The following is a 21,154-nucleotide window of genomic DNA, read 5'->3' on the forward strand; positions in this document are numbered from 1 at the left end:
ACTTGCGAGAGCTCCTGGTACAGGTGGCACAACCCATTGGCTTGAAGCCTCCCAGGCATCACATTTCGCTCCGATTGCTGAAGTTGCTACTGAGGATTCCTCCCGTCGCGCGGTTCTTGAATACAAGCGCCGAAGCCCTGGACTTTATCCAGACCACTCGTTTTGATACTGCGGCGCTTGAGCAATTTGCCAACAAGCATGGAATAGCCAAACCGGATATACGTCAGTCTTTGCAGCACACTGCAACCTTCGTCAACTCATATTGCATAGCCAACGGCAAGGCCCGCTGACTTTTGCTTTCGGGGAGACAAAGCCCTAAGCCATATCAAGAAACTGCGAAGCTGCTGCGGACGCTGGATTTTCGGACTCTGGATAAGCCTTCTTGAATCCGTCCCTTCGTTCGAGATAGTCAACGGTGCCTGTAGTTAGAGAGCCGAAGGTATGTCACCATCGGTGCGTTGATCGGCTTGGGCGATCTGAGAACGATCAACCTTTCAACGATTCCTAATTGGACGAGGCCTAGATGGCGAATATCGACACTATCAGATTGGCGGTTCTCATCGATGCAGACAATGCATCCGCATCGGTTGCGAAGGAACTGCTTGAAGAAGTCGCAAAGTATGGGACTGCAACTGTGAAGCGCGCCTTCGGTGACTGGACGACTCAGAACCTCGTGGGGTGGAAGGGGCACCTCCATAGACACGCAATTCAGCCCATCCAGCAATTTGCCTACACGCAAGGAAAGAACTCCACAGATTCCGCCTTCATCATCGATGCAATGGACCTCCTCTATGGGGGCAACGTCGATGGGTTTTGCCTGGTATCAAGCGACAGCGATTTCACCCGACTTGCGACACGCTTGCGAGAAGCCGGCAAGACTGTCTATGGACTAGGTGAACGAAAGACGCCGGAGCCGTTCATCGCGGCATGCGACAAGTTCATTTTCTTCGAGGTGCTCAGAAAACCTATAGAGTCCGAGGCTCTTGCACAGATTCCCGACGTACCAGACTTGAAAGAGTTACTGCGCCAAGCCATACGCGAGACCGCCCGCGACAACGGCTGGTCAAGGCTTTCCGTGGTGGGATCGCTTCTGGGAAAAACCCACACGTCATTCGATCCAAGGAATTACGGATTCAAGAAGCTTAGCGAACTCGTCCGCGCTCAGGCATATTTGGAAGTTAAGGATTTACCAGACAGCACTGGCTTTGTGCATGTCGAGCTTCGGTTGAAATGAGATCAGCGGAAAAGCCCGTCGCGCGCGAGTGTTGTCAGTTAGTCCATACCCGTTGAGGGATGAGACTTTGGCTCAGTAGCAAGACTCGGCAATCCCCTAATTCAGTGCACTCCACCATGTTCTTTTCCCTCATATCGAACGGCACTCCGGTACAGCAAGAAGGGCACGATGTTGTGGTTCCCTGGTGGAGCTTTACGAAGACAGTGCTATCGGCAACAGCACTTTCACTGGTGCGTGATGGGTTGATTCGCCTCGATGACACGGTTCCTGAAGGTCCGTTCACTCTGCGTCAACTGCTTAGACATGAAGCCGGGCTGGCAGACTACGGCGAACTTGCCGAGTACCACGCTGCCGTTGCTCGTGAAGACTCACCTTGGTCACCAGATGAAATGCTGCAACGCCTTGACGCTTCAAGGTTGCGTTATGAGCCTGGAGCCGGTTGGCGCTATTCGAATGTCGGCTACATGTACGTCGCGAGGCTTATCGAACGTGTGACGGGCCTGGCACTTGAGGAAGCGCTGATGCAACAGGCATTGGCGCCGATGGGTCTCTCCCGAGTTCGCGTCGCAAAAACGCAAGCTGATCTGGACGGGGTACATATGGGGGCCGCATCCACATATGACCCCGGTTGGGTTTATCACGGTTTGCTTGTCGGCCCTCTCTCGGAAGCATTGATTTTCCTGGACCGACTAATGGCCGGACACCTTCTTTCTGATTCGTTGCTACAGGAGATGCAAACAGCCCGCACCCTCGGCGGACCGATCCCCGGACGCCCCTGGACTTCTCCTGGATATGGCCTCGGCCTGATGCAAGGCGGGGTTGATAAAGGGCTGACTGTGTGCGGCCACACCGGAGCTGGGCCGGGGAGCGTGGTGGCTATCTATCGCTGCGCTTATGGTACTGATACGGCGAGTTGCGCTGTCTTTCGTGAGGGCCCCGATGAGGGTTCAACTGAAGCTGAGGTCGTCAAGCGTCTATCGGCAATTTTTAAACTTGATATGCGTGAGGTGTGATGATGGGACTCGTCCACTAACTTGCTTTGCGGCGTTTGTCAGCGACTAGTTAGATTCGGTCTTTCGAATTCGGATAGAAGACGCCACCAGCAATGTGACGGTCTTCAACATATTTCTTGGTCCCCTCGTAGTTAACTAGTTGACGGCCAATATGCCCATGGCATTGAGCGTTGAAGTAGTCATAGTCCCCGTCTTTTCCAAGCCTTTAAGGTCTTGGAAATAGCGTAGCGCCTGACGCATTTCTTCGTTCATCACCCCATCGACCTGCTCACTGTAAAGACCGAGTTGCTTAAGCTTGATCTGTACTCGCATGATCTGTAGTCGCAACTTCTCAGAGTTCGTCAAATCATCCCTTAACCCGGAGTTTACGGAACTTCCGTTATGCACAGCTTGACCTGGACGTGTGGCACTGGTTGGGTCAACTAGAGACTTAGTTGCCGCACCAGGAGGCGATCCGGACTGATAGAGCGGCGCTGGTCTCGGCGATGGACTGGGTGGCGCGTAAGAAGGTGCAGGAGCCGGGCTTGGCGCGATATAAACCGGTGCACGATAGCTTGAGCTACCACCACCTGAGCCTGAGTAATGGGAGCTATGACTTGAGTGGGAACGATGACTGGAATGCGAGCGATGCCCTGCAAAAAGATTGTCCGAATCCCAGTTCAACGGCTGCAATGGGACGGCGCCAGTAGCATCAAGGGGCTCAACATCGACACGCGGCCCGGGAACTGCCGACAAAGTTTTGGTGGTAAGCAGAGGCAGTCCCGCGATAAACAAAGAAATATTTCGGATGAACTTGCTCAAGAGACGACCTCGCTTTCTTCTATGGTTTTTAAAGGCGCGGGCTTCCAGCCCTTCTCATGCCATGCGAACAGGCCAGCGCAATCGGATTTCACTGCACAGCTTTCGCACTCCTGCGCGTAAACATTCTTCCAGTCGGAAATGCTTCGGTGCGCCACCGGCCACAGGCGCTGTGGCAGCGCACATAGCGGTGCGTTCATTAGTAAATGGGGAATATCGTGTCGCCGCAAGACGCGCGCAGAGAGCTCCAACGTGGAAGCCCATTCACTCAAGTCCACCTCACACAGGTCGCGATTTGCAAGTGCGAACCCGATGGGCTCACATCCCATGAGCGCAATTTCACGCACGAACGGCAGATTGCGACCAACGAAGCCCGCCAATTCCGGAAGCACCTGCAGCACGGGCTCAATCAACACAACCCTGAGTTGAATCTCCTGCCGATGCATTTGCAGCAGTAGAAGGCCAGCCAGCGTTTCGTCAAAGGCTCCTGGCGTCTGCACTACAAAGTCATGCACGAAGTCTGCATGACCATAAAGTGGAATCAGCCATTTCACCGATACAGTCAAGTCTTCCAATATCTGCGACGCAATCTTTGAGTTGGCGAACAGACGACCGTTCGTCAACACCTCTACTCGCGTACTCGGATGATGGACTGCCACCGCATCGAGCACGCGCCTTAGCCCTACTCCCAATAGCAAAGGCTCCCCTCCGGTGAGCCCCAGCACATCAGGCGATTTACGTAGGTGACGGACGGCGTCAATAGCCTCCTCTACGAGCCAGCTGTCGTCCGCAGCAGTTGGAGGCTGCGAGCACATCAGACAATAGCTATTGCAGCGATTCGTCATGAACAGTGAGTGGTGAGTATCGGACTCTCGGAACAGCACCACAACCTCTTCCTGGTGCGGGTTGGGTACTGCGACATCTCCATCCTCCAAGGCTGCATCTTCGGCCCAGAAAATGTTGGTAAGTCCAGTGTTCTGCAGTCGTTCGACGCCCTCCCTCTCTTCAGCTGACCCGACCCGTACCAAGAACCTGAGGTCCGGCGCCCAATCGTTGGCGATGTCCGCATACCCGACGACTCTGTGCACGAGAGGCTGACAGCCGGGTTGGAGAACCGCCTTGAACTTGCGCATCAGACTTTTGAATCCAATATGGGCCGAGCCCATTGGTGAAACAGATCCAGCACGTCTTCGTCGGCGCTACGAAGAGCCATGAACATTGCATCGAACAGCCCCATGTGGCGTTGACAGTGCTCTGTTTCATGCGCCGGCACAAAGGGGGTACCAAACTGCGCGTGAGCATCCACGGGATTCGGCGCGCAAAACAAGTTGTATGGGCATTCACGGCAACCAGCGACTTCATCAACGTCACTGGCTCTGGCAAGCTCAATGCGAGTCGACGACGCGAATAGCTCGGGAAGCGGCGTACCGATTTTTCCCATTCGAAGCGATGTGTCCCCAGTCTCCGCCAGCATGCGAGCCTCATCGCTGGGGTAGACATACCCATCGTAGTTGTAGACCAATACGCTGGCGCCTGCGCCCGTCGGACTCTGCAGGTCAACGTAACCTGCATCAAAAGTGGAGAGCATCTTGTTTAGCAATATCGAGGCGTAAACCTCTCGAATCTCAACCCCTTGCCTGTTCCAATGGAGGACGCGTTCCAAGCCACGTTGATAGAAGTAGAAAAATTCCTCGACCGTATAGCTGAGCAGAGATTGATTACGCTTCGCAAAACCGTAGGTGCTCAACGGTCGCAGAAAAATCTCTCGGAAACCCAGTCGGACGTACTCGTCAACGATGTCCTCCGGCTGGCCAAGCGATGCCTTTGTCGTGGTCATCAGCGCTGCTACTGCATCCGGTCCCAATTGTTCTCGTGCAAGCTGAATGCCTGCGATCGTTCGCTCATATGCATCGCGCCCCGACGTCGGACGATTGCGGTTATGCAGTTCGCGTGGCCCATCGATGCTGGTGGACAGGTGTACGCCATGATCTTTGAGAAACGCGCACATCGCTTCATCGAGCTGATGAAGCGTCGATGCGATGACAAACCGTATCCGCCGTCTCTCAGTTGCATTGCGCGCCTGTATGCGCAAAATAGCGCGCTCGATCAGGTCAAAACGCAGTAGAGGATCGCCCCCCTGAAACTCAACCGTCAAGGTAGGAGAAGTACTTTCGAAAATCGAGTCGCAGGCGGCATCTATGTCCGACGGCGACATTGCGTACCCTTGGTCATGCAACGAACGGCTGACCTGACAGTAGCGGCAAGAATGCGCGCACTGTAGGGTGGGTACGATGATGTGTAGCGATGGACCCGAGGACACTGTCTCGCGTTTCGCGGAAATGCGAGAGTTAGCCAACCGTCGCATACCAACCGACAGAGTCCCCTCCCCCATTAGAAAACGGGAGCGAAGTTCCGCTTGCCTGCGCAGCGGCAAAGTCGCGGGTGACTGGCAAAACTGCTCAAACTCTTCTAGAGAGAAAAACGCGTGATCACCAGTCCGTGCCGTCGCCACGACAAACCCATCTGCTAGCAAGCGGCTGCGAAACGGCTGTGTCTGCGCGGCGTATCCCATAGCGCTACGCTCTGCAGATCGCGAAAAACGTAGAGACACCCTTCCGCCCCTTCACATGGGGACGAAAAGCGCCTCGTAAGAAGTGAATTAGGTACGACTTTTCACGACCGCCGCCAGAAGCAATTGGGCACACTCGCACGTCAAGCGCATCGCTTCCCACTACTGCGAACTCGCGCATGATCATCGCGCTCAGCACGTTTGCGACTGCTCGCTACGACAACACGCAAACAGGTGGGCTTGCAGTCCCAATCCGATCAATCAGCTTTTTGCAACTTACGGTCTTTATTCTTATGAACATTGCTGTGTCTCCTCTAAACTCACCCCACATGGAAACATTTTGCAATATTTTTGGATTTATGCCAACCTTTTGACTTAGATCTTAGTTTGCGGCATAAAAAAACGAGACCAAACTGAGAAGCCATCTACATTGAACGTATAGGAGGAGACAAATGCCTCTAGCAAGCAACAGGATCGCACAGCGGCCCAAGCGTCCGCGGGGCGCAGCGTTCGCAGTCATGCGATTCATTAAACAGGTCGCAGTTTTGGCGGGCGCTTTCGCCCTGTCGACTGTCGCTGCCGCCTTCCAAATTGCGCCCACTGGTTCGGCTTTCGAGTCCAAGTTGACTAACGAATCCGAGGCCTCTCTGGCCGCTGTGGCGGGAAAGCTTGGGATTCTGATTAAAGGCCGCGTGCATGAAGAGATTACTCAGATTGGGATGGGTTGCCCGGTAAAGCTTGGCAACCTAACTCAGGACCTTAGTTGCAGCGCTCTGGACAGGCCTTTTGCGTCTGCGTACGTCATCTACGGGGTTCGTTGGAACGACTTGCCTCCGTTCAAGCAAACAGACAATGACGGCGGCTGCCCCTTCCTAGGCAAGTCGAAAAACGTCAACCAGACCATCCGCTTCTCTACGCAACCGCTGCGCTGGTATTGCTTGTTCATGGATGCGGAGAAAAAGGCTCAGACACTAAAGATCGTAGGCTGCGGCAATGCTAAAGGCAGCATGAGGGGCAACCTGATGACTCGTTCCCACTTTGGAGATTTGCAGTTTCTACATGCCATGGCCAGTGAGGAGGGAATTCACCCCGGCGCGACACGTGCAAAGGTACTGGATTGGCTTGAATTCGCCTGGAAGGTTTTCTCGCGAGAGATCAAGCCCGATACCGTGCTCAGGGACATCGATATCCCTACGTTCAAGGAACACTTTGGCTGTTCAGAATGGCGTGTCTCCGATCTGTACATCCTGGGGCACCAGGACATATTGCTACCTCATCTACATCACGTGGCGTTCGGATCGGTTCTTCACACGGTTCAGGACTCATTTGCAGGCGCTCATGTCTCACGGGAGCAATCGGCGCCCGCAGGCGACTGCAGAGACGCGGACTTTCCACAGCCTCGGCGAATAGTCGAGTTCCACACTTACGGCGCCCAAGACGGAGGCCTGCATGATGATGACGATAGCAGGGAGGCCATGACTCGATTAAGCGCAGCAGATAAGTGGCCCGATGCAGTTGTGGCGACCAGAAATCTTTATCAGTTCTATGACGCGCGCGCGAAATGGGAGGAGGTTCAGCCCTATATGCAATGCCTGTTTGAACTGGCAGATGAGCGTGCCAACTCTTCGCCTGGAAAGGCCTACCAACGCCGCCAATGATCGGAGTTAAGTGCCCACGACAAGCAAGGGCACCAACCATGCAATGTCGGCTTTGCAGCGGTTGCTGTCAGTCGTTGCTGCGAGATCAACTGACGCTGACTGCTACAAAGCGGCCGTTCCGGGCTGGCTTGAGCAGACGGGCCATGCGCGCCTCTTTATGATGACCACCACACCATCAAACTAAGGCTTACGCCAATACGGGAGAAGACATGAAGGTTGTCCGGCTGACCATCTCGAACTTTCGCGGCATCAAGTCGGCGGAGCTCCTGTTCGACGGGCACACCCTGATGGTGGGCTCCAACAATGTCGGCAAGAGCACGCTCTGCGAAGCCCTCGACCTGGTCTTGGGCCCCGACCGGCTCAACCGCTTCCCTCCGGTCGATGAGTTCGACTTCTACAACGCTGAATACCTGGCCCCTGCCGCAGAAGAAGGCGCGGAGCGGGTGCCGACTCCGCTTCGGATCGAGGCGGTCCTCATTGAACCCGGCGCCGAGATCGGAGCCAAGTGCGGCGGCAACATCGAGTTTTGGCATGTGGCCGAGCAAAGACTGCTCGGGCCGGGAGAGGCCGACGCGGCCAATCCGCCCCATGCCGTCCCTTGCCTTCGGATCGAGACCATCGGCCAATACAACCCCGAGGAAGACGAGTTCGAGGCACGCACCTACTTCTCCCATAGTCCCGACGCCCCCCCCGGGGAGCTGACCAAGCTTCCCAAGCCGATCAAGCGGCTGTTTGGTTTCCTCTACCTGCGGGCGCTTCGCACCGGCTCGCGGGCGCTGAGCTTGGAGCGTGGATCGCTTCTCGACATCATCCTGCGGATCAAGGGCGTGCGCACCAGCCTGTGGGAGAAGACCATTGAGCGCCTGCGCGGCCTCGACATCGAAGCCGACGCGGCCGAGATCGCGCCGGTTCTGCGATCCGTGGAGAGGCGGCTGGCCCGCTACATCGCATTGGAGTCGCCCGGCAACGCCACCAAGCTGCATGTCTCGGAGCTCACGCGTGAGCATCTGCGCAAGACGATGACGTTCTTCTTGGCGCTGTCGGCGGACCAAGGACACGTCCCATTCCCCCACGCCGGCACGGGCACCATCAACACGCTGGTGCTCGCGCTGCTCTCCTTCATCGCCGACCTCAAGCCCGACACGGTCATCTTCGCCATGGAGGAGCCCGAGATCGCGGTGCCGCCGCACACCCAGCGACGCATCGCCCAATACCTGATGACCAAGACGACGCAGGCCTTCGTGACCTCCCACTCGCCATTCGTGATCGAGAAGTTCGAGCCATCCAAGACACTGCTGCTGGCTCGCAATGCCGGCGTGGTCACGGCGCGAAAGGTCTCCGACGCCACCGGCCTCAAAGACAACGACTACAAGCGCTTTTCTCGCTCCGGCCTGTCTGAATGCATGCTGGGACGAGCAGCCATCGTCGTCGAAGGCGTTACCGAGTTACATGCGATGCCCGTCGTCGCGCGGCGCATGGAAGAGAGCGATCCCAACTTGCAGCCGCTGGACATCGCGGGTGTGGCCTTCTTCGACGCTGATGGCGAGTCGAACATGCCCAAGTTCGGAAAGTTCTTCAAGACGCTGGAGCTACGCACCTTCGCCTTCTACGACCTTGACTACAAAAAGAAGCGCAAGGCCGAGCAAGCGCAGGCTCTGGCGGACAACTTCGAAATCAATGTCGAGCACGCCTACAAGGGCTTCGAAGACCTCGTCGTGGCGGAGGTGCCCGTGGATCGGCTGTGGTCCTTCCTGTCGGGCCTAAAAGCCAATGATGAGAACGGCAACGTCGCCATCCCCGATGCGCGCCCGAACGACGACGCGGTCAAGGCCATCGCCAAAGAAGCCCTCGGCGGCAACAAGGGCGCCGGCTGGTCGGCGCGCCTGTTCGAGGAGTGTGAGCTCCACGAGCTGCCGGCCACGGTGACGAAGTTTCTGGCGTCAGTGTTCGCACTGTTCCCACCTCCACCCCCGATCGACGACGGCGATGGAGCAACACCCGAGCCGGCCGCCGCTGCTGCCGCTCCATGAACGAGCCTTGCAAGCTGCGCGAAAGCGTCATGGCTTGCGAGGGCCATGCCTTGGTCATCGGCGGCCCCGGCAGCGGCAAGACGACGCTCGCGCTGCGCAAGGCGGTCAAGCGGATTCGCGACGGCATGCTTTCGGGTCAGTCGGCCTTGTTCCTGAGCTTCTCGCGGGCGGCAGTGGCGCGCATCTTGGATGCCGCCAAGCTCGAGTCCACCAAAGCCGAACAGGAGCAGCTCTCCATCCAGACGTTCCATTCGTTCTTCTGGGACATCCTCAAAGCCCACGCCTACCTGCTTGGGGCACCGCATAGGCTCTCGATCTTGCTGCCACACGACGAGAAGGCCCTGTCGGGCGGCCTCGGCGACGAAGACGATGGCTGGGACGAGTGGCTCGTCGAGCGTGAGCGGCTGTTTCGCGAAGAGGGGCGGATCGCGTTTGATCTGTTCGCGCCCAATGCGACAGCTCTGTTGGCTCGCAGCTCGCATCTTTTGGCATCGATCGCTCATCGGCATCCCATCATCATCGTGGACGAGGCCCAGGACACCGGCCAATACGCGTGGCAGTGCATCCAGATGCTCGCGCCACACACGCAGGTGCTTTGCCTGGCAGACCTCGAGCAGCAAATCTTCGACTACCTGCCAGGCGTCGGCCCGGAGCGCGTGATCGCCATCCGGCAGGCGTTGAAGCCGCACGAGATCGACCTTGGGACGCAGAACCACCGCAGCCCGGACTCCGAAATCTTGGCGTTCGGCAATGACATCCTGACGGCCAAGCCACGCGGCGCACCCTACAAGGGCGTATCCGCCCTTGCCTACCGCCCCGAGAAGCCACCGCCGAACTGGAATCATCTGCTGCGCCGAGCCCTCGGAGAGCTCTTGAAATCAATTCGGGCTCAGAGCGACAAGAAGGTGGAGACGATCGCGATACTGGTCACCAACAACCGCAGCGCGTTGAAGATGTCCAACGCCCTCAACGCGTTGGGGGCCAATGTCGGGAAGCCGGTTCGGCACAAGCTGCTGTTCGACGAGGCCGAAGCGCTGCTGTCAGCCCGTTTCGCGGCCTTTCTGCTGGAACCCAAGGACCTCGCCCAACTGGAGGCGGATGTCGCCACCAGCATGGAAATGATCGCCGCCGCGAGGCGCGCGACGGGACAGGGCCGGACGGAAGTCGCCAAACTCTTGGAGCAGGCCAACAAAATCAAGGGCGGCAAGGCCCTGAACATCAACATAGCCAACGCGCTGCGCGGCCTGATCTCAGGCTTGGCAGTCAACGATTTCAGCGGCGATCCCGCCGAGGACTGGCTCACGGTCAAACATGAGCTGCGGGCGACCAATCAGGACGAACTCACGCGGGTCGCTGCGCAGTTGGACTTCTTGGTGGCATTCCGTCGGGGACATCGCATCTCGGCTGCCCTCTCTGGTGAATGGCTTCGCGACGGCGCCTACACCAATGCCCGCACCGCCCTCGACTTGGCTCTCGCACAGGAGCAAATCCTCGACGGCGTGGAGCCGCCGATGGGCTTGCAAGTCATGAATTTCCACAAGGCCAAGGGCAAGCAGTTCGACGGAGTCATCCTCGTCCGCGAAGCTCGTCGGACCGGCCCCGCCGTCGAATCATCTTTCGTTTGGCGAGGCGACACTGCCCCGTATCCCAAAAGCCGACGTGTGCTTCGAGTCGGCATCACGAGAGCAAAAGTCCACACGCTCATCCTCGATCCGCTTTGGCCGCAATGCCCCCTGCTCAAGGGGCACAAGCTCTAAGGAAAACCCCTCGTCAGTCGGACTGGCGCGTGACGTTATGACATAGGACGATTGGTGACGGAGTTTTGCACGAAGACCAAGGTCATTCCCTCTTGAGCCGACCGGGCTGGCTACAGATTCCGACTGAGAGTTGTCGGCAGCGAGAGGAATCGCTTCGCACGAGAAAGGTCAATGACCGGTTCCGGCAGCCGCTGACATTCGCTTTAGAACGGCGAACGACCGTGCCCAGCCTACAGCGGTCCAACAACTTATCCCCCCACTACCACCAACCCCTTAATCTGCTGCAGCGCCGCCGGATCCTCCATAGTCGTCAAATCCCCAGGATCCCGCCCTTCACAAACTGCTTGCACCGCACGGCGAAGCAGCTTGCCGCTTCGAGTCTTAGGCAAAGCCGTCACAAATCGTACGCGCGATGGCCGGGCGACTGCGCCAAGTGATGCATCAACCACCTTCATGACCTCGCCCTCCAGCTTGAGCATGGCGGCGTGATCGTCCATCTGGCTGGCGTCCTTCAACACCGCGAAGGCCATGGCCACCTGCCCTTTGAGGTTGTCTGCCACACCGACCACGGCCACCTCTGCAATATTGGGGTGCCCCGAGATTGCTTCTTCAATTTCACGCGTGCCCAGACGATGGCCTGCGACGTTGATCACGTCGTCTGTCCGCCCCAGGATGAAGTAGTAGCCGTCTTTGTCTTTGATGCCCCAGTCAAACGTGCTGTAGACCAGCTTGTTGGGCACGCTGGACCAATAGGTGTTCACAAAGCGGGCGTCATCACGCCACACGGTTTGCATACAGCCGGGGGGCAATGGGCCTTCAATGGCGACCACGCCTTTTTGGTTAGGCTCTGTCAGCTCTTCGCCGGTTTGGTCGTCCAGCAGTTTGACGTTAAACCCATAGACCGCTTTGCCGGGTGAACCGAACTTGGTGGCCATGGGTTCCACACCGCTGCAGACGGTGAGGATGGGCCAGCCGGTTTCGGTTTGCCAGTAGTTGTCGATGATGGGTTTGCCGTTCAGGCCTTGGCTGATCCACTGGGCGGTGGGCTCGTCTAGCGGTTCGCCGGCCAGGTAGAGGGCACGCAGGCTGGACAGGTCGTATTTGCTGAGGTAGGCAGGGTCTTGCTTTTTCAGCACGCGCACGGCGGTGGGGGCGCTGAACATGACGGTGACTTTGTACTTCTCTACCAGTTGCCACCAGATACCGCCATCTGGGCGGATGGGCAGGCCTTCATACATGATGGTGGACATGCCGGCGATGAGCGGGCCGTAGACGATGTAGCTGTGGCCTACTACCCAGCCGATGTCGCTGGTCGAAAAATAGGTTTCGCCTGGTTTGCCTTCAAAGATGTGCTTCATGGAAGCGGCCAGCGCCACGGCGTAGCCGCCGGTGTCTCGCTGTACGCCTTTGGGTTTGCCAGTGGTGCCGCTGGTGTACAGGGTGTAGCTGGGGTGGGTGGCGTCTACCCATTCGCAGGGGACCTGGGCGTTGAAGTTTTTCTCACGCTCTGTGGCCCACAGGTGGTCGCGCCCTGCTTCGAGAATCATGGGCACCATGCCGCGGTCTACCAAGAGAACGGCGCCGGGCTTGTGTTTGGATAGCTTGATGGCTTCGTCCAGCAAGGGCTTGTACGCTACGGACTTGCCGCCGCGTGAGCCGGCGTCTGCGCTGACGATGACTTTGGGTTCTGCGTCTTCAATGCGGGTGGCTAATGAGCCAGAGGCGAAACCGCCGAACACTACGGAGTGCAGTGCGCCGATGCGCGTGCAGGCCAGCATCGCGAAGGCGGCCTCTGCGATCATGGGCATGTAGATGAGTACGCGGTCGCCCTTGCCTACGCCCATGCTGATGAGGGTGGCGGCCATGCGCTGCACTTCAGCGTGCAGTTCGCGGAAAGTGTAGGTGGTTTCTTGATCGGTTTCTGTAGAAACCCAGATCAGCGCGGTTTGGTTTGCGCGGTCTTTTAGATGACGGTCTACAGCGTTGTGGCACAGGTTGGTGGTGCCGCCTTCATACCATTTGGCAAAGGGTGGGTTGCTGTAGTTGCAGATGGTCTGCGGGGGCGTATGCCAATCGATCAATTGGGCTTGTTCAGCCCAAAATTCGTCACGTTGCTCAATGGAACGGCGATAGAAATCGGCATAGCTCGTCATGAAAATGTCTCCGTGGCTTTTGGGCCAGTTGTCTGGTTTGACTGGGCTTTGTAGGGGAAATTTAGGGTTATCTGACGCGACTTTAAACGGCTCGTAGGGCCTTCAGTACCAAAGCTTACTTCATTTTGAATTCATAATTATGGACGGAATGCTTTCGCGAGGCTGACCGAGGTGGGATAGCTGGAGTTGGAGGAGACTGGCTGTGGATGATGCGCTGTAGCGAGCGAGCTCGGCCCTCACCCCTAGCCGGGCGCCCCCGCCCTCTCCCACACGTGGGAGAGGGAGAAAAAAGGGCTCCACACTTCTGGGGTTTCTGCTTTCGGTTTACTTGATCAGCGCTTGCATGGCTTTGAATGCGGGGTGATCGGCAGCGCGGATCCATTCAAAGCAGACCATTTCTGTGGTGACAAGCTCGCAGCCTGCGCCGGCCAGGCGGTCGTAGGCGGCGTCGCGGTTGCGCTCTGTGCGTGAACCGCAGGCGTCTGTGACTACCCAGACGTCGCACTCTTCTTCCAGCAGCGTGAGCGCGGTTTGCATGAGGCAGACATGGGCTTCGCAGCCAGCGATAACGACGGTGTTGCGCTCGGGGGCTTCAGGCTCGGGGGGTTTTTGCAGGTGCTTGGGCATGCTGCGGGCGTTGCCGCCGCGCTGGGGCTTGGGGGCCGGGCGCAGCAGGGGCAGCAGTTCTTCTGCGCCGCTGAACGCCATCTTGGGCACGATGGTGTCGCACAGCTCGGCCAGGGATGGCTCCAGGCCGCCCAGCTTGTCTGGGTTCTGCTCAGTGCCCCATACGGGCACTTGCATCAGCCTGGCCATGCGCGCCAGCTTCAGTGCGTTGGCCACCACAAATTCACGCCCGTCAATGGCGGGCATGAGGCGAGCCTGATAGTCAATCAGGACCAGTTGGCAATCATCGGCATCTAGCAGCATGGGGAAAACCTTTTAATTTCAAAAACATAGAGGGGCTTGCCCGGTGAAACAGAGAAATCGGCTGTGCAGACTTCTCTGTTCACTGGACTACTCAGAGCCCAAACACCCTCAACGCGTTGGTACCGCGAATGGCTCGCATCTGGGACGGTGGCAGCTGTGCCGTGTGGGCCAGGGCGCCAGCGGTGTCGTGCACCCAGTGGGGCCAGTCAGTGCCGAGCATGACATGCTCTTCACCCACCACAGACACCAGGTACTTCATTGTGTTGAGGTTGTACGTAATATTGTCGTAGTAGATGTGGCGCAGGTAGTCGGTGGGTTTGCGCTTCATCTGGCGGCGCTGGGGCAGCTCGACCTCGTCACCTTTTTCAAAGCGGCCGACCAGGTACGGCAGCGTGCCGCCGCCGTGAGAAGCGATGATCTTCAGATGGGGGTATTGGTCAAAGAAGCCCTCAAAGATCATGCGTGTGATGGCCAGCGTGGTGTCGAACATGAAGCCGACTGACCAGCTGAGGTCAAACTTGGTCATGTCCATGGCGTCTACGCCCGGTGGGTCGGTGGGGTGCACCAGCACGGGCAGCGCCTTGTCGTCTATGGCTTTCCAGATGGGGGCAAACATGGGGTCGGTAAGGCTTTTGCCCGCCACGTTGGCCAGCACCATGACGCCTGCCGCGCCCTTGGCGCAGGCGCGTTCCAGCTCTTCCACGGCGCGCTGAGGGTATTCCCACGGCAATGAGGCAAACCAGCGAATGCGGTCTGGGTATTCACGCTGGGCGTCAGCCACGTTGTCATTGGCCTCTACTGCGGCCTGCAGGCTGATGGCTTCACCACCCCAGTAGACGTTGGGGCAAGTGAGGGACACCACAGACACATCAATGCCCGCCTGGTCCATGTGCTGAATGCGCAGTTTCCAGTCAAAGTGGCCTTTTTGGGGGATCACCACCGGGGTGTCTCCGCGGAAGATCTCGTTTTGGCCGTCTGGGCGGGTTTTGACGTTGTACATGCCGGCATTGGCTTTGAGCAGTTCCATCCACTTGTGGGTAAACATGTGGGTGTGGACGTCGATCACGGTCATTTGTCTCTCTCCTTTATTTCGTGGCTGATGGATACTATGCGAACAATAGACCATTACAACGGAGACTTCAGATGAAACGCCGCGCCCTCGCCTCTTTAGCCACTATTGCGCTCGCCTCCGCCTTCGCTTCGCCGCTGGCTTTTGCGCAGGACAAAACCATCAAGATTCTGATTGGATTCCCCCCAGGCGGGTCGGTGGACGTGGTGGGTCGGCTGCTGGCTGAAAAAATGCGCGCTTCTCTGGGGCAGAACGTGCTGGTAGAAAACAAGCCGGGTGCCGCGGGCCGCCTGGTGCTGGGTGAACTGAAACGCGCCGCCCCAGACGGCCAGACGCTGGTGCTCTCGCCTAGCGGCGCCATGGTGATTGCGCCCTGGCTGTACAACAACATCGGCTACGACCCTATCAAGGATTTCACGCCCATTTCCGGGGTGACCACGTTCGACTTTGCCGTAACAGCAGGCCCAGGTGCACCGGCGGGTGATTTGAAAACAGTGCTGGCCTGGATGAAAGCCAATCCCGCCAAAGCGAATTACGGCACGTCCGGCGCCGGCACCGTGCCGCACTTTGCGGGCTTGTTGCTGGGCCAGGCGGCGGGTGTGCCGCTGACGCACGTGGCCTACCGTGGCGGCGCTCCTGCGGCGCAGGATTTGATTGGCGGGCAAGTGCCGCTGATGGTAGACACCGCTTCTGAAACGCTGGAACACCACAAGGCAGGCAAAGTGCGCATCTTGGCCGTGACGGGGGACCAGCGCTCCAAAGCCTTGCCTGATGTGCCTACCCTGAAGGAACAAGGCGTGAACATGGTGGCAGATGCCTTCTTTGGCCTCTATGGGCCTCCCGGCATGTCTGCCGATGTGGTGGCCAGAATTGACCGCGCTGTGGCAGACGCCCTGAAGGACCAAGCAGTGCAAGACAGAATCTACGGATTTGGCCTGGTGCCTAACCATGCGTCAGCCTCCGCCCTGGCCACCATGCAGGCGTCTCACCTGAAGCGCTGGGAACAGCCTATCAAGGCTTCGGGCTTCAAGCCAGAGTGATGCGCCTGATTCAGCTGATTCAGCTGGTTCAAGAATTGATTTAGTCGAAAAGGCGGCGTGTTCATCACGCCGCCCGCACTTTGCAGATTAGACTTTTCGGGTTGTGCCTTTAATTCGGCCGTTTTATTTTTCTTAGATAGTTCAAGACCATGCAGCGACGTTCTCTCTTTTTGGCCAGTCTCGCATTGGCAGCTTCTGCCAGCGCCTTTGCCCAAGCCGGCAAACCTATTCGCCTGATCGTGCCTTATGCACCGGGCGGCCCGCTGGATGTGACTGCGCGTGCGCTGGCTGAGCGTGTGAAAGACTCGCTGGGCGGCCCTGTCATCATCGACAACAAGCCGGGCGGCGGCGGCAACATTGGCAGCGATTTGATTGCCAAGGCAGCGCCTGATGGCCACACCATCGGCATTGCAGCGGTGGCCACGCATGCCATCAACCCCTGGCTTTTCAGCAAAATGCCGTTTGACGCAGGCAAGGACTTTGCCCCCATCACGCAGATGGTGCGCGTGCCCAACGTATTGGTCATGAACACTGAAACGGCCAACCGCCTGAAAATCAATTCCCTGGCTGATCTGATTGCCTACGCCAAGAAAAACCCTGGCAAGCTGAACTACGGCTCTGGCGGCAATGGCTCTGCAGGCCATCTGGCAGGTGAGATGTTCAAGCAAGGTGCCGGCATTTTTGCGGTGCACATTCCGTACAACGGCGGCAACCCTGCCCAGTTGGCTTTGCTGTCTGGCCAGGTGGATTTCAATATTGACAATCTGTCTACCGCCTCCGCCAACATCAAGGCGGGCAAGCTCAAGCCTTTGGCCGTGACCACGGCCAAGCGCTCAGCCCAGTTGCCTGGCGTGCCTGCCATTAGCGAAGTGATCAAAGGCTTTGAAGTAGACACCTGGTGGGGCCTGGTGGCACCAGCCGGTACGCCCAAGGACGTGGTTGACAAGCTGAACGCGGCTTTTACCACCGCGTTAAAGGCGCCAGAAACGCAGCAGCGCTTTGAGCAGCTCATGGCAGAGCCTGTGGCCACTACGCCAGAGGAATTCGGCGCTTTTATGACCCGCGAGCGTGCCAAATACGAGCCCGTGGTGAAGAGATCTGGCGCCAAGGTAGATTAATACCAAGTAATACCAAGGTTTAACAGGGATTGGCGCTCTTGCGCCGCGCTGATATATTGAGATACACAACGCGCCTTTAAACGCAGAACCATATTGTTATTTCGTGGGGCGCACTGTCATTTCAAGGAACCATCATGGCTCTCAGATTTTCAGCCCCGCGCTCCCTGCTGGCAGCTTCGCTGGCAGCGGCGGTGCTCATATTGGCGGGTTGCGGTAGCGACTCGGGTGACATTGCCAAAGGTCAGGTGAAGATCACCCACCTCAGTTCAGGCAAAACTGACTCTTTGCAGAAAGCTGCAGCCGCCATACCGGAGGGTGTGGACAGCATGCAGATCAAGTTTCTGGATGAAAACGGCGCCGTGGTGTATGGGCCGGTGGAAGTTCAGGCTGCGCCAGAAGTGACCGTTCAAGACGTTCCGCTGACCGCGAAGTCCACCACGGTGGACTATCTGCGCAACGGCGGCTACGCGCTGGCGCGAGATGATGAAGCCATTGCGTGGAATGGCGCTGTAGGCTCAGCCAGCCCGGTACCAGCTGCAACAGGGCCTTCTACGACCAACTGGACGGCTTCCATGGATGACGCCGGCGTGGCCAACCTGAAGGTTGCTGTCAACGGCTCGGCTGCCCAAGACTTTCTGGCCAAGGGGGTAGCCTACTCCCCGGCACCTATTGGTTCGTCCAATAAAGATGGCCCCAGCTTTGGTGATGTCTTCTGGGACACACCGGGCGGTTTTCTTGATTTTGAATTGGTGTGGAAGCGCGATATGGAGACCATTCGCGCGCACGGTTTCAACGCCTTGCGGACCTATTCGCTGATTGCCAATTTCATCAAGAATGATGGCTCCATTCCATCAGCGGCAGAGGTCAACGCACCGGGCTCCTTGCTGGTGCGTCAGCATAAGAAATTTCTGGATGCAGCCTGGAACAACGGCGTGAACCCTGTTTACGTGATTGTTGGCATTCCAATGCCCGACACGATCTTTGTGAAGTCTGTGTTTGATCTGCCTGAGAAGGCCAATGAAATCCGCTTCTGGGATGAGAACTTCACTGCCACCATTGAGCAGATGAAGAATCACCCAGCTGTGATTGGCTTTACGATCTTCAATGAAGTGGGCGGCTCCTGCCACTACGCTGACCCTGTGCCCCCAGCGCCCACCACCTTGAAAGAGCGCAAGTGTGAAGGCCCTGAAGATCTGGCCCTGTACTGGGAGAAGATTCACACCTACCCTGTGCACTACTGGGCTCAGGTGAAGAAGTACGCAGACCGCGCCAAATCTCTCGCACCGAACAAGTTGATTGGTTGGGCCTTTAACGACGACCCTGTGTTCGCAGAGAAGACCATTGAATACCGCAAGAACAATGCAAAGTCGATCGACTACTACGGCGTGAACGTGTTCCAGGCCGAGCAAGTGGCTACCGCGCTGGACCCATGGCTTAAAGCCAAGCAAGGTGAGGCGGCCCGCCCCATCATCATGACGGAGTATGGTCTTCCTGCCACGGGTCACCGTGTAGATGGAGACAGGCTCTCCATCTATTCTGACGATGCGACTGTGAAAGCGACTGCCAATGCAGTGGGCCCACTGATCAATGCTTCATTCAAGCACCCTGCAGTAACCGGCATGTTCTACTTTGAGTGGAGCGATGAATGGTGGAAGCAGCCTGGTGGCAACAACCGCAATGACCGCCAGGAAGGCGCGCCTACGTCTAACGCATTCCCCAACAGATATTGGGACGAAGAAGGCTTTGGCTTGTATTCCATCGGGCTGGGTGATCGCACGGCCAGCCAGGTGTACACCGACAACTACGGCGGCAAGGGCGGCAACCTTCAGGTGGACCGACTGACTCCACGCACTGAGTTGCTCACGGTGGTGACGGGTGCCTTCAAGGCCGCGGAGGAAACTCGCAGGGCTGCGCTGGGCAAGTAAGTTGCTTGTGATGTGAGCTCATGCAAAACGGCACCTTTTGGGGTGCCGTTTTTTTTGAACCAATGTAGGTAAGGGACGCGAGCGATGACAAACAGTTTGTACGGACTTCTGAAGCTTGTAGTGAGCGTTGCAGCCGTGATGTTTGTGACATTGGCCAGCAGTACTTCTCATGCTCAGGTTCACAGGTGCAAGGGTGCCGATGGCAAGACGGTCTACAGCGACGCGCCTTGCGCTTCCAGCAACTCTGGTGGAGTCGTGCGGTTGCATGACAACGTTATAGAAACCCAGATGGATCGGGAAAGGAATGAGCGCTATCTGCTGGAGCACCGACGGCAGTCCACGGAAACAGGAAGTCCCGCGGTGACGGCACCGGCAGCACGTGTGGGCAACAGTTCGGCCGCAGCAAACTCACCGGAATGCCGGCTGGCAATTCGCAATGCCAATACGCAGAGTGGTTCGGCCACTCCGACCAAAATCGACAATGATCGCGCGGAGGCTAGTCGGGTGTGCGGATACAACCCGTGGCCTGGCAAGAGCGCATCGGAAGTGGATGCGGAGAATCGGAGATCCGCCGCCATAGAGCGCTCATTGCGCCACCGAGCCCGTTTGGTCGGCCAATGCGACGCGGGTGGTTGCTGGGACACTCTAGGCGTGCGCTACAACGGTAGCGGAGCACGGCTAATCAGATCGGATGGCCAAGCCTGCAGGCGTGTGGCTAATTCGCTGGAATGTGATTAGCTTCGTTGCCTTGGTGAACGCGATGGCTACACGGGCTCAGGTTTGTGGCAAGGTGCAGTCATCGGTACCACATAGCCCGCTGGCTTATTTTTTACCGTCTTTGCTCCACTGAGGAGACTCGCCCGCTGCGGGGGTTTTGCCGTCAGTCGGTGTGCGCGGCTTATCCATGCTTGTGGATTTGCCGCCAGACATACCTGAAGCTCCGCGTGCATTGCGTTCACCTGATGCGGGCACATTGGCTTTGGTTTCTGTGCGGGCTTTTCCTGTGCTGTCACGTGGTGCTTCGAAAGGAGGTGTGGCGCCTCTGGAAGTTTGCTCACCGGAAGCGGGAACCCCACCAGGAGGTGGTGTGGTCGAAGGCGTACTCTGGGCCATCGCTGAACCGACCATGGCAACTGTGGCCAGACCGGCGAGAAGTGTTTTCAGTTGATTCGATGCAGTCATTTAAAAAGTCCTTTGACTTGAGATTAGGAAAAGTTCGCTGGTAGTGTTGCCAGCTGATTTCTACTCTGCGGTTTCGCTGAAAACATCTGTGTCGTACTCGTGCCGTACGGTGTGTCGGACGGAAGCCTGTGGTCATGTCTGGAATGGGGGCTTGGTGAGGGTTGAAGATGCCGAGCAGGAGCTCGGCGGTCCCAGGGGGATACCGGGCTTAGCCGTGCTGCTCTTGACGACGTTCAGGAGGGGCTTCGCCGGAGAGGCTGTTCTTCCTGGGAGCGCCAAGCTCCAGCTTGGCATGGCAGCGTTTGCGAGGGTGCAGAAATTGCCAAGCTGGAGCTTGGCGCTCCCAGGGGATACCGGACTTGCCCATTGCGCTTAACGACGTTGGGGGTGAAATTGGATGAAGAGGCTGTTGCACCTGGGAGCGCCGAGCTTCAGCTTGGCATGGGGGCGTTTGGGGGGGTGCAGAAATTGCCAAGCTGGAGCTTGGCGCTCCCAGGGAATACCGGACTTGTCCGCGCTGCGCTTAACGACGTTCGGGGTGAAATCGGATGAAGAGGCTGTTGCACCTGGGAGCGCCAAGCTTCAGCTTGGCATGGCAGCGTTTGCGGGGGTGCAGAAATTGCCAAGCTGGAGCTTGGCGCTCCCAGGGGATACCGGACTTGCCCACTGCGCTTAACG

16 protein-coding genes and 1 pseudogene are annotated in these 21,154 nt (G+C 57.8%); 10 read left to right on the forward strand and 7 right to left on the reverse strand.

What is annotated here, in order from left to right; genetic code table 11:
- The 3 genes and pseudogenes from ABIE13_RS26340 to ABIE13_RS26350 form a co-directional block, all read left to right on the forward strand.
- Positions 1-290: pseudogene (locus ABIE13_RS26340) on the forward strand (SDR family oxidoreductase); the annotation flags it as partial.
- Positions 291-523: 233 nt separating this feature from the next.
- A complete protein-coding gene (locus ABIE13_RS26345) occupies positions 524-1,234 on the forward strand; it encodes an NYN domain-containing protein (RefSeq protein WP_354449077.1) in 711 nt (236 codons plus the stop codon).
- 116 nt (positions 1,235-1,350) lie between these two features.
- Entirely contained in the window at positions 1,351-2,247 is an 897-nt protein-coding gene (locus ABIE13_RS26350) for a serine hydrolase domain-containing protein (RefSeq protein WP_354449079.1), read from the forward strand.
- A 135-nt stretch (positions 2,248-2,382) separates the two neighbouring features.
- Here ABIE13_RS26350 and hxsA read toward each other — a convergent pair whose 3' ends face one another.
- From hxsA to hxsB, 3 genes are read right to left on the reverse strand one after another with little or no spacing between them, the layout of a single operon-like run.
- A complete protein-coding gene (gene hxsA / locus ABIE13_RS26355; RefSeq protein WP_354449081.1) occupies positions 2,383-3,048 on the reverse strand; it encodes a His-Xaa-Ser repeat protein HxsA in 666 nt (221 codons plus the stop codon).
- A complete protein-coding gene (hxsC, locus tag ABIE13_RS26360) occupies positions 3,045-4,178 on the reverse strand; it encodes a His-Xaa-Ser system radical SAM maturase HxsC (protein WP_354449083.1) in 1,134 nt (377 codons plus the stop codon). The genes hxsA and hxsC overlap by 4 nt, the downstream gene beginning before the upstream one ends.
- On the reverse strand, positions 4,178-5,617 hold the full coding sequence (gene hxsB, locus ABIE13_RS26365) for a His-Xaa-Ser system radical SAM maturase HxsB (RefSeq protein ID WP_354449085.1): 1,440 nt from the start codon (positions 5,615-5,617) through the stop codon (positions 4,178-4,180). The genes hxsC and hxsB overlap by 1 nt, the downstream gene beginning before the upstream one ends.
- Before the next feature lie 449 nt (positions 5,618-6,066).
- On the opposite strand from hxsB, the gene ABIE13_RS26370 reads away from it, so the two are divergent.
- The 3 genes from ABIE13_RS26370 to ABIE13_RS26380 all read left to right on the forward strand — a co-directional run bounded on the left by ABIE13_RS26370 (position 6,067) and on the right by ABIE13_RS26380 (position 11,059).
- Positions 6,067-7,272, forward strand: coding sequence for a hypothetical protein (locus ABIE13_RS26370; RefSeq protein ID WP_354449087.1), 1,206 nt, complete (start codon positions 6,067-6,069; stop codon positions 7,270-7,272).
- A gap of 209 nt (positions 7,273-7,481) precedes the next feature.
- Positions 7,482-9,302, forward strand: a complete 1,821-nt coding sequence (locus ABIE13_RS26375) for an ATP-dependent nuclease (protein WP_354449089.1) — start codon at positions 7,482-7,484, stop codon at positions 9,300-9,302.
- A complete protein-coding gene (locus tag ABIE13_RS26380; RefSeq protein ID WP_354449091.1) occupies positions 9,299-11,059 on the forward strand; it encodes an ATP-dependent helicase in 1,761 nt (586 codons plus the stop codon). The genes ABIE13_RS26375 and ABIE13_RS26380 overlap by 4 nt, the downstream gene beginning before the upstream one ends.
- A 248-nt stretch (positions 11,060-11,307) precedes the next feature.
- On the opposite strand, the gene ABIE13_RS26385 is transcribed toward ABIE13_RS26380, so the two are convergent.
- The 3 genes from ABIE13_RS26385 to ABIE13_RS26395 all read right to left on the reverse strand — a co-directional run bounded on the left by ABIE13_RS26385 (position 11,308) and on the right by ABIE13_RS26395 (position 15,214).
- Positions 11,308-13,218 carry a propionate--CoA ligase gene (locus ABIE13_RS26385; protein ID WP_354449208.1) on the reverse strand — a complete coding sequence of 637 codons (1,911 nt, stop codon included), beginning with the start codon at positions 13,216-13,218 and terminating at the stop codon, positions 11,308-11,310.
- A gap of 318 nt (positions 13,219-13,536) precedes the next feature.
- Complete coding sequence (locus tag ABIE13_RS26390; RefSeq protein ID WP_354449093.1) at positions 13,537-14,142, reverse strand: isochorismatase family protein; 606 nt, start codon at positions 14,140-14,142, stop codon at positions 13,537-13,539.
- A 91-nt stretch (positions 14,143-14,233) separates the two neighbouring features.
- On the reverse strand, positions 14,234-15,214 hold the full coding sequence (locus ABIE13_RS26395) for an amidohydrolase family protein (RefSeq protein ID WP_354449095.1): 981 nt from the start codon (positions 15,212-15,214) through the stop codon (positions 14,234-14,236).
- A gap of 71 nt (positions 15,215-15,285) precedes the next feature.
- Between ABIE13_RS26395 and ABIE13_RS26400 the strand changes: the two genes are divergently transcribed.
- The 4 genes from ABIE13_RS26400 to ABIE13_RS26415 all read left to right on the forward strand — a co-directional run bounded on the left by ABIE13_RS26400 (position 15,286) and on the right by ABIE13_RS26415 (position 20,032).
- Positions 15,286-16,251 (forward strand): Bug family tripartite tricarboxylate transporter substrate binding protein, encoded by a 966-nt coding sequence (locus ABIE13_RS26400; protein ID WP_354449097.1) that lies wholly within the window; start codon positions 15,286-15,288, stop codon positions 16,249-16,251.
- Between the two features lie 149 nt (positions 16,252-16,400).
- Positions 16,401-17,369 (forward strand): Bug family tripartite tricarboxylate transporter substrate binding protein, encoded by a 969-nt coding sequence (locus ABIE13_RS26405; protein WP_354449099.1) that lies wholly within the window; start codon positions 16,401-16,403, stop codon positions 17,367-17,369.
- A 134-nt stretch (positions 17,370-17,503) separates the two neighbouring features.
- A complete protein-coding gene (locus ABIE13_RS26410) occupies positions 17,504-19,294 on the forward strand; it encodes a hypothetical protein (RefSeq protein WP_354449101.1) in 1,791 nt (596 codons plus the stop codon).
- Positions 19,295-19,378: 84 nt separating this feature from the next.
- On the forward strand, positions 19,379-20,032 hold the full coding sequence (locus ABIE13_RS26415; protein ID WP_354449103.1) for a DUF4124 domain-containing protein: 654 nt from the start codon (positions 19,379-19,381) through the stop codon (positions 20,030-20,032).
- Between the two features lie 84 nt (positions 20,033-20,116).
- Here the strand turns inward: ABIE13_RS26415 and ABIE13_RS26420 are convergent, their stop codons facing one another.
- Positions 20,117-20,476 (reverse strand): hypothetical protein, encoded by a 360-nt coding sequence (locus ABIE13_RS26420; RefSeq protein WP_354449105.1) that lies wholly within the window; start codon positions 20,474-20,476, stop codon positions 20,117-20,119.
- Positions 20,477-21,154 lie beyond the last annotated feature (678 nt).

Source organism: Ottowia thiooxydans, assembly GCF_040548795.1.
Taxonomy (GTDB): domain Bacteria; phylum Pseudomonadota; class Gammaproteobacteria; order Burkholderiales; family Burkholderiaceae_C; genus Ottowia; species Ottowia thiooxydans_A.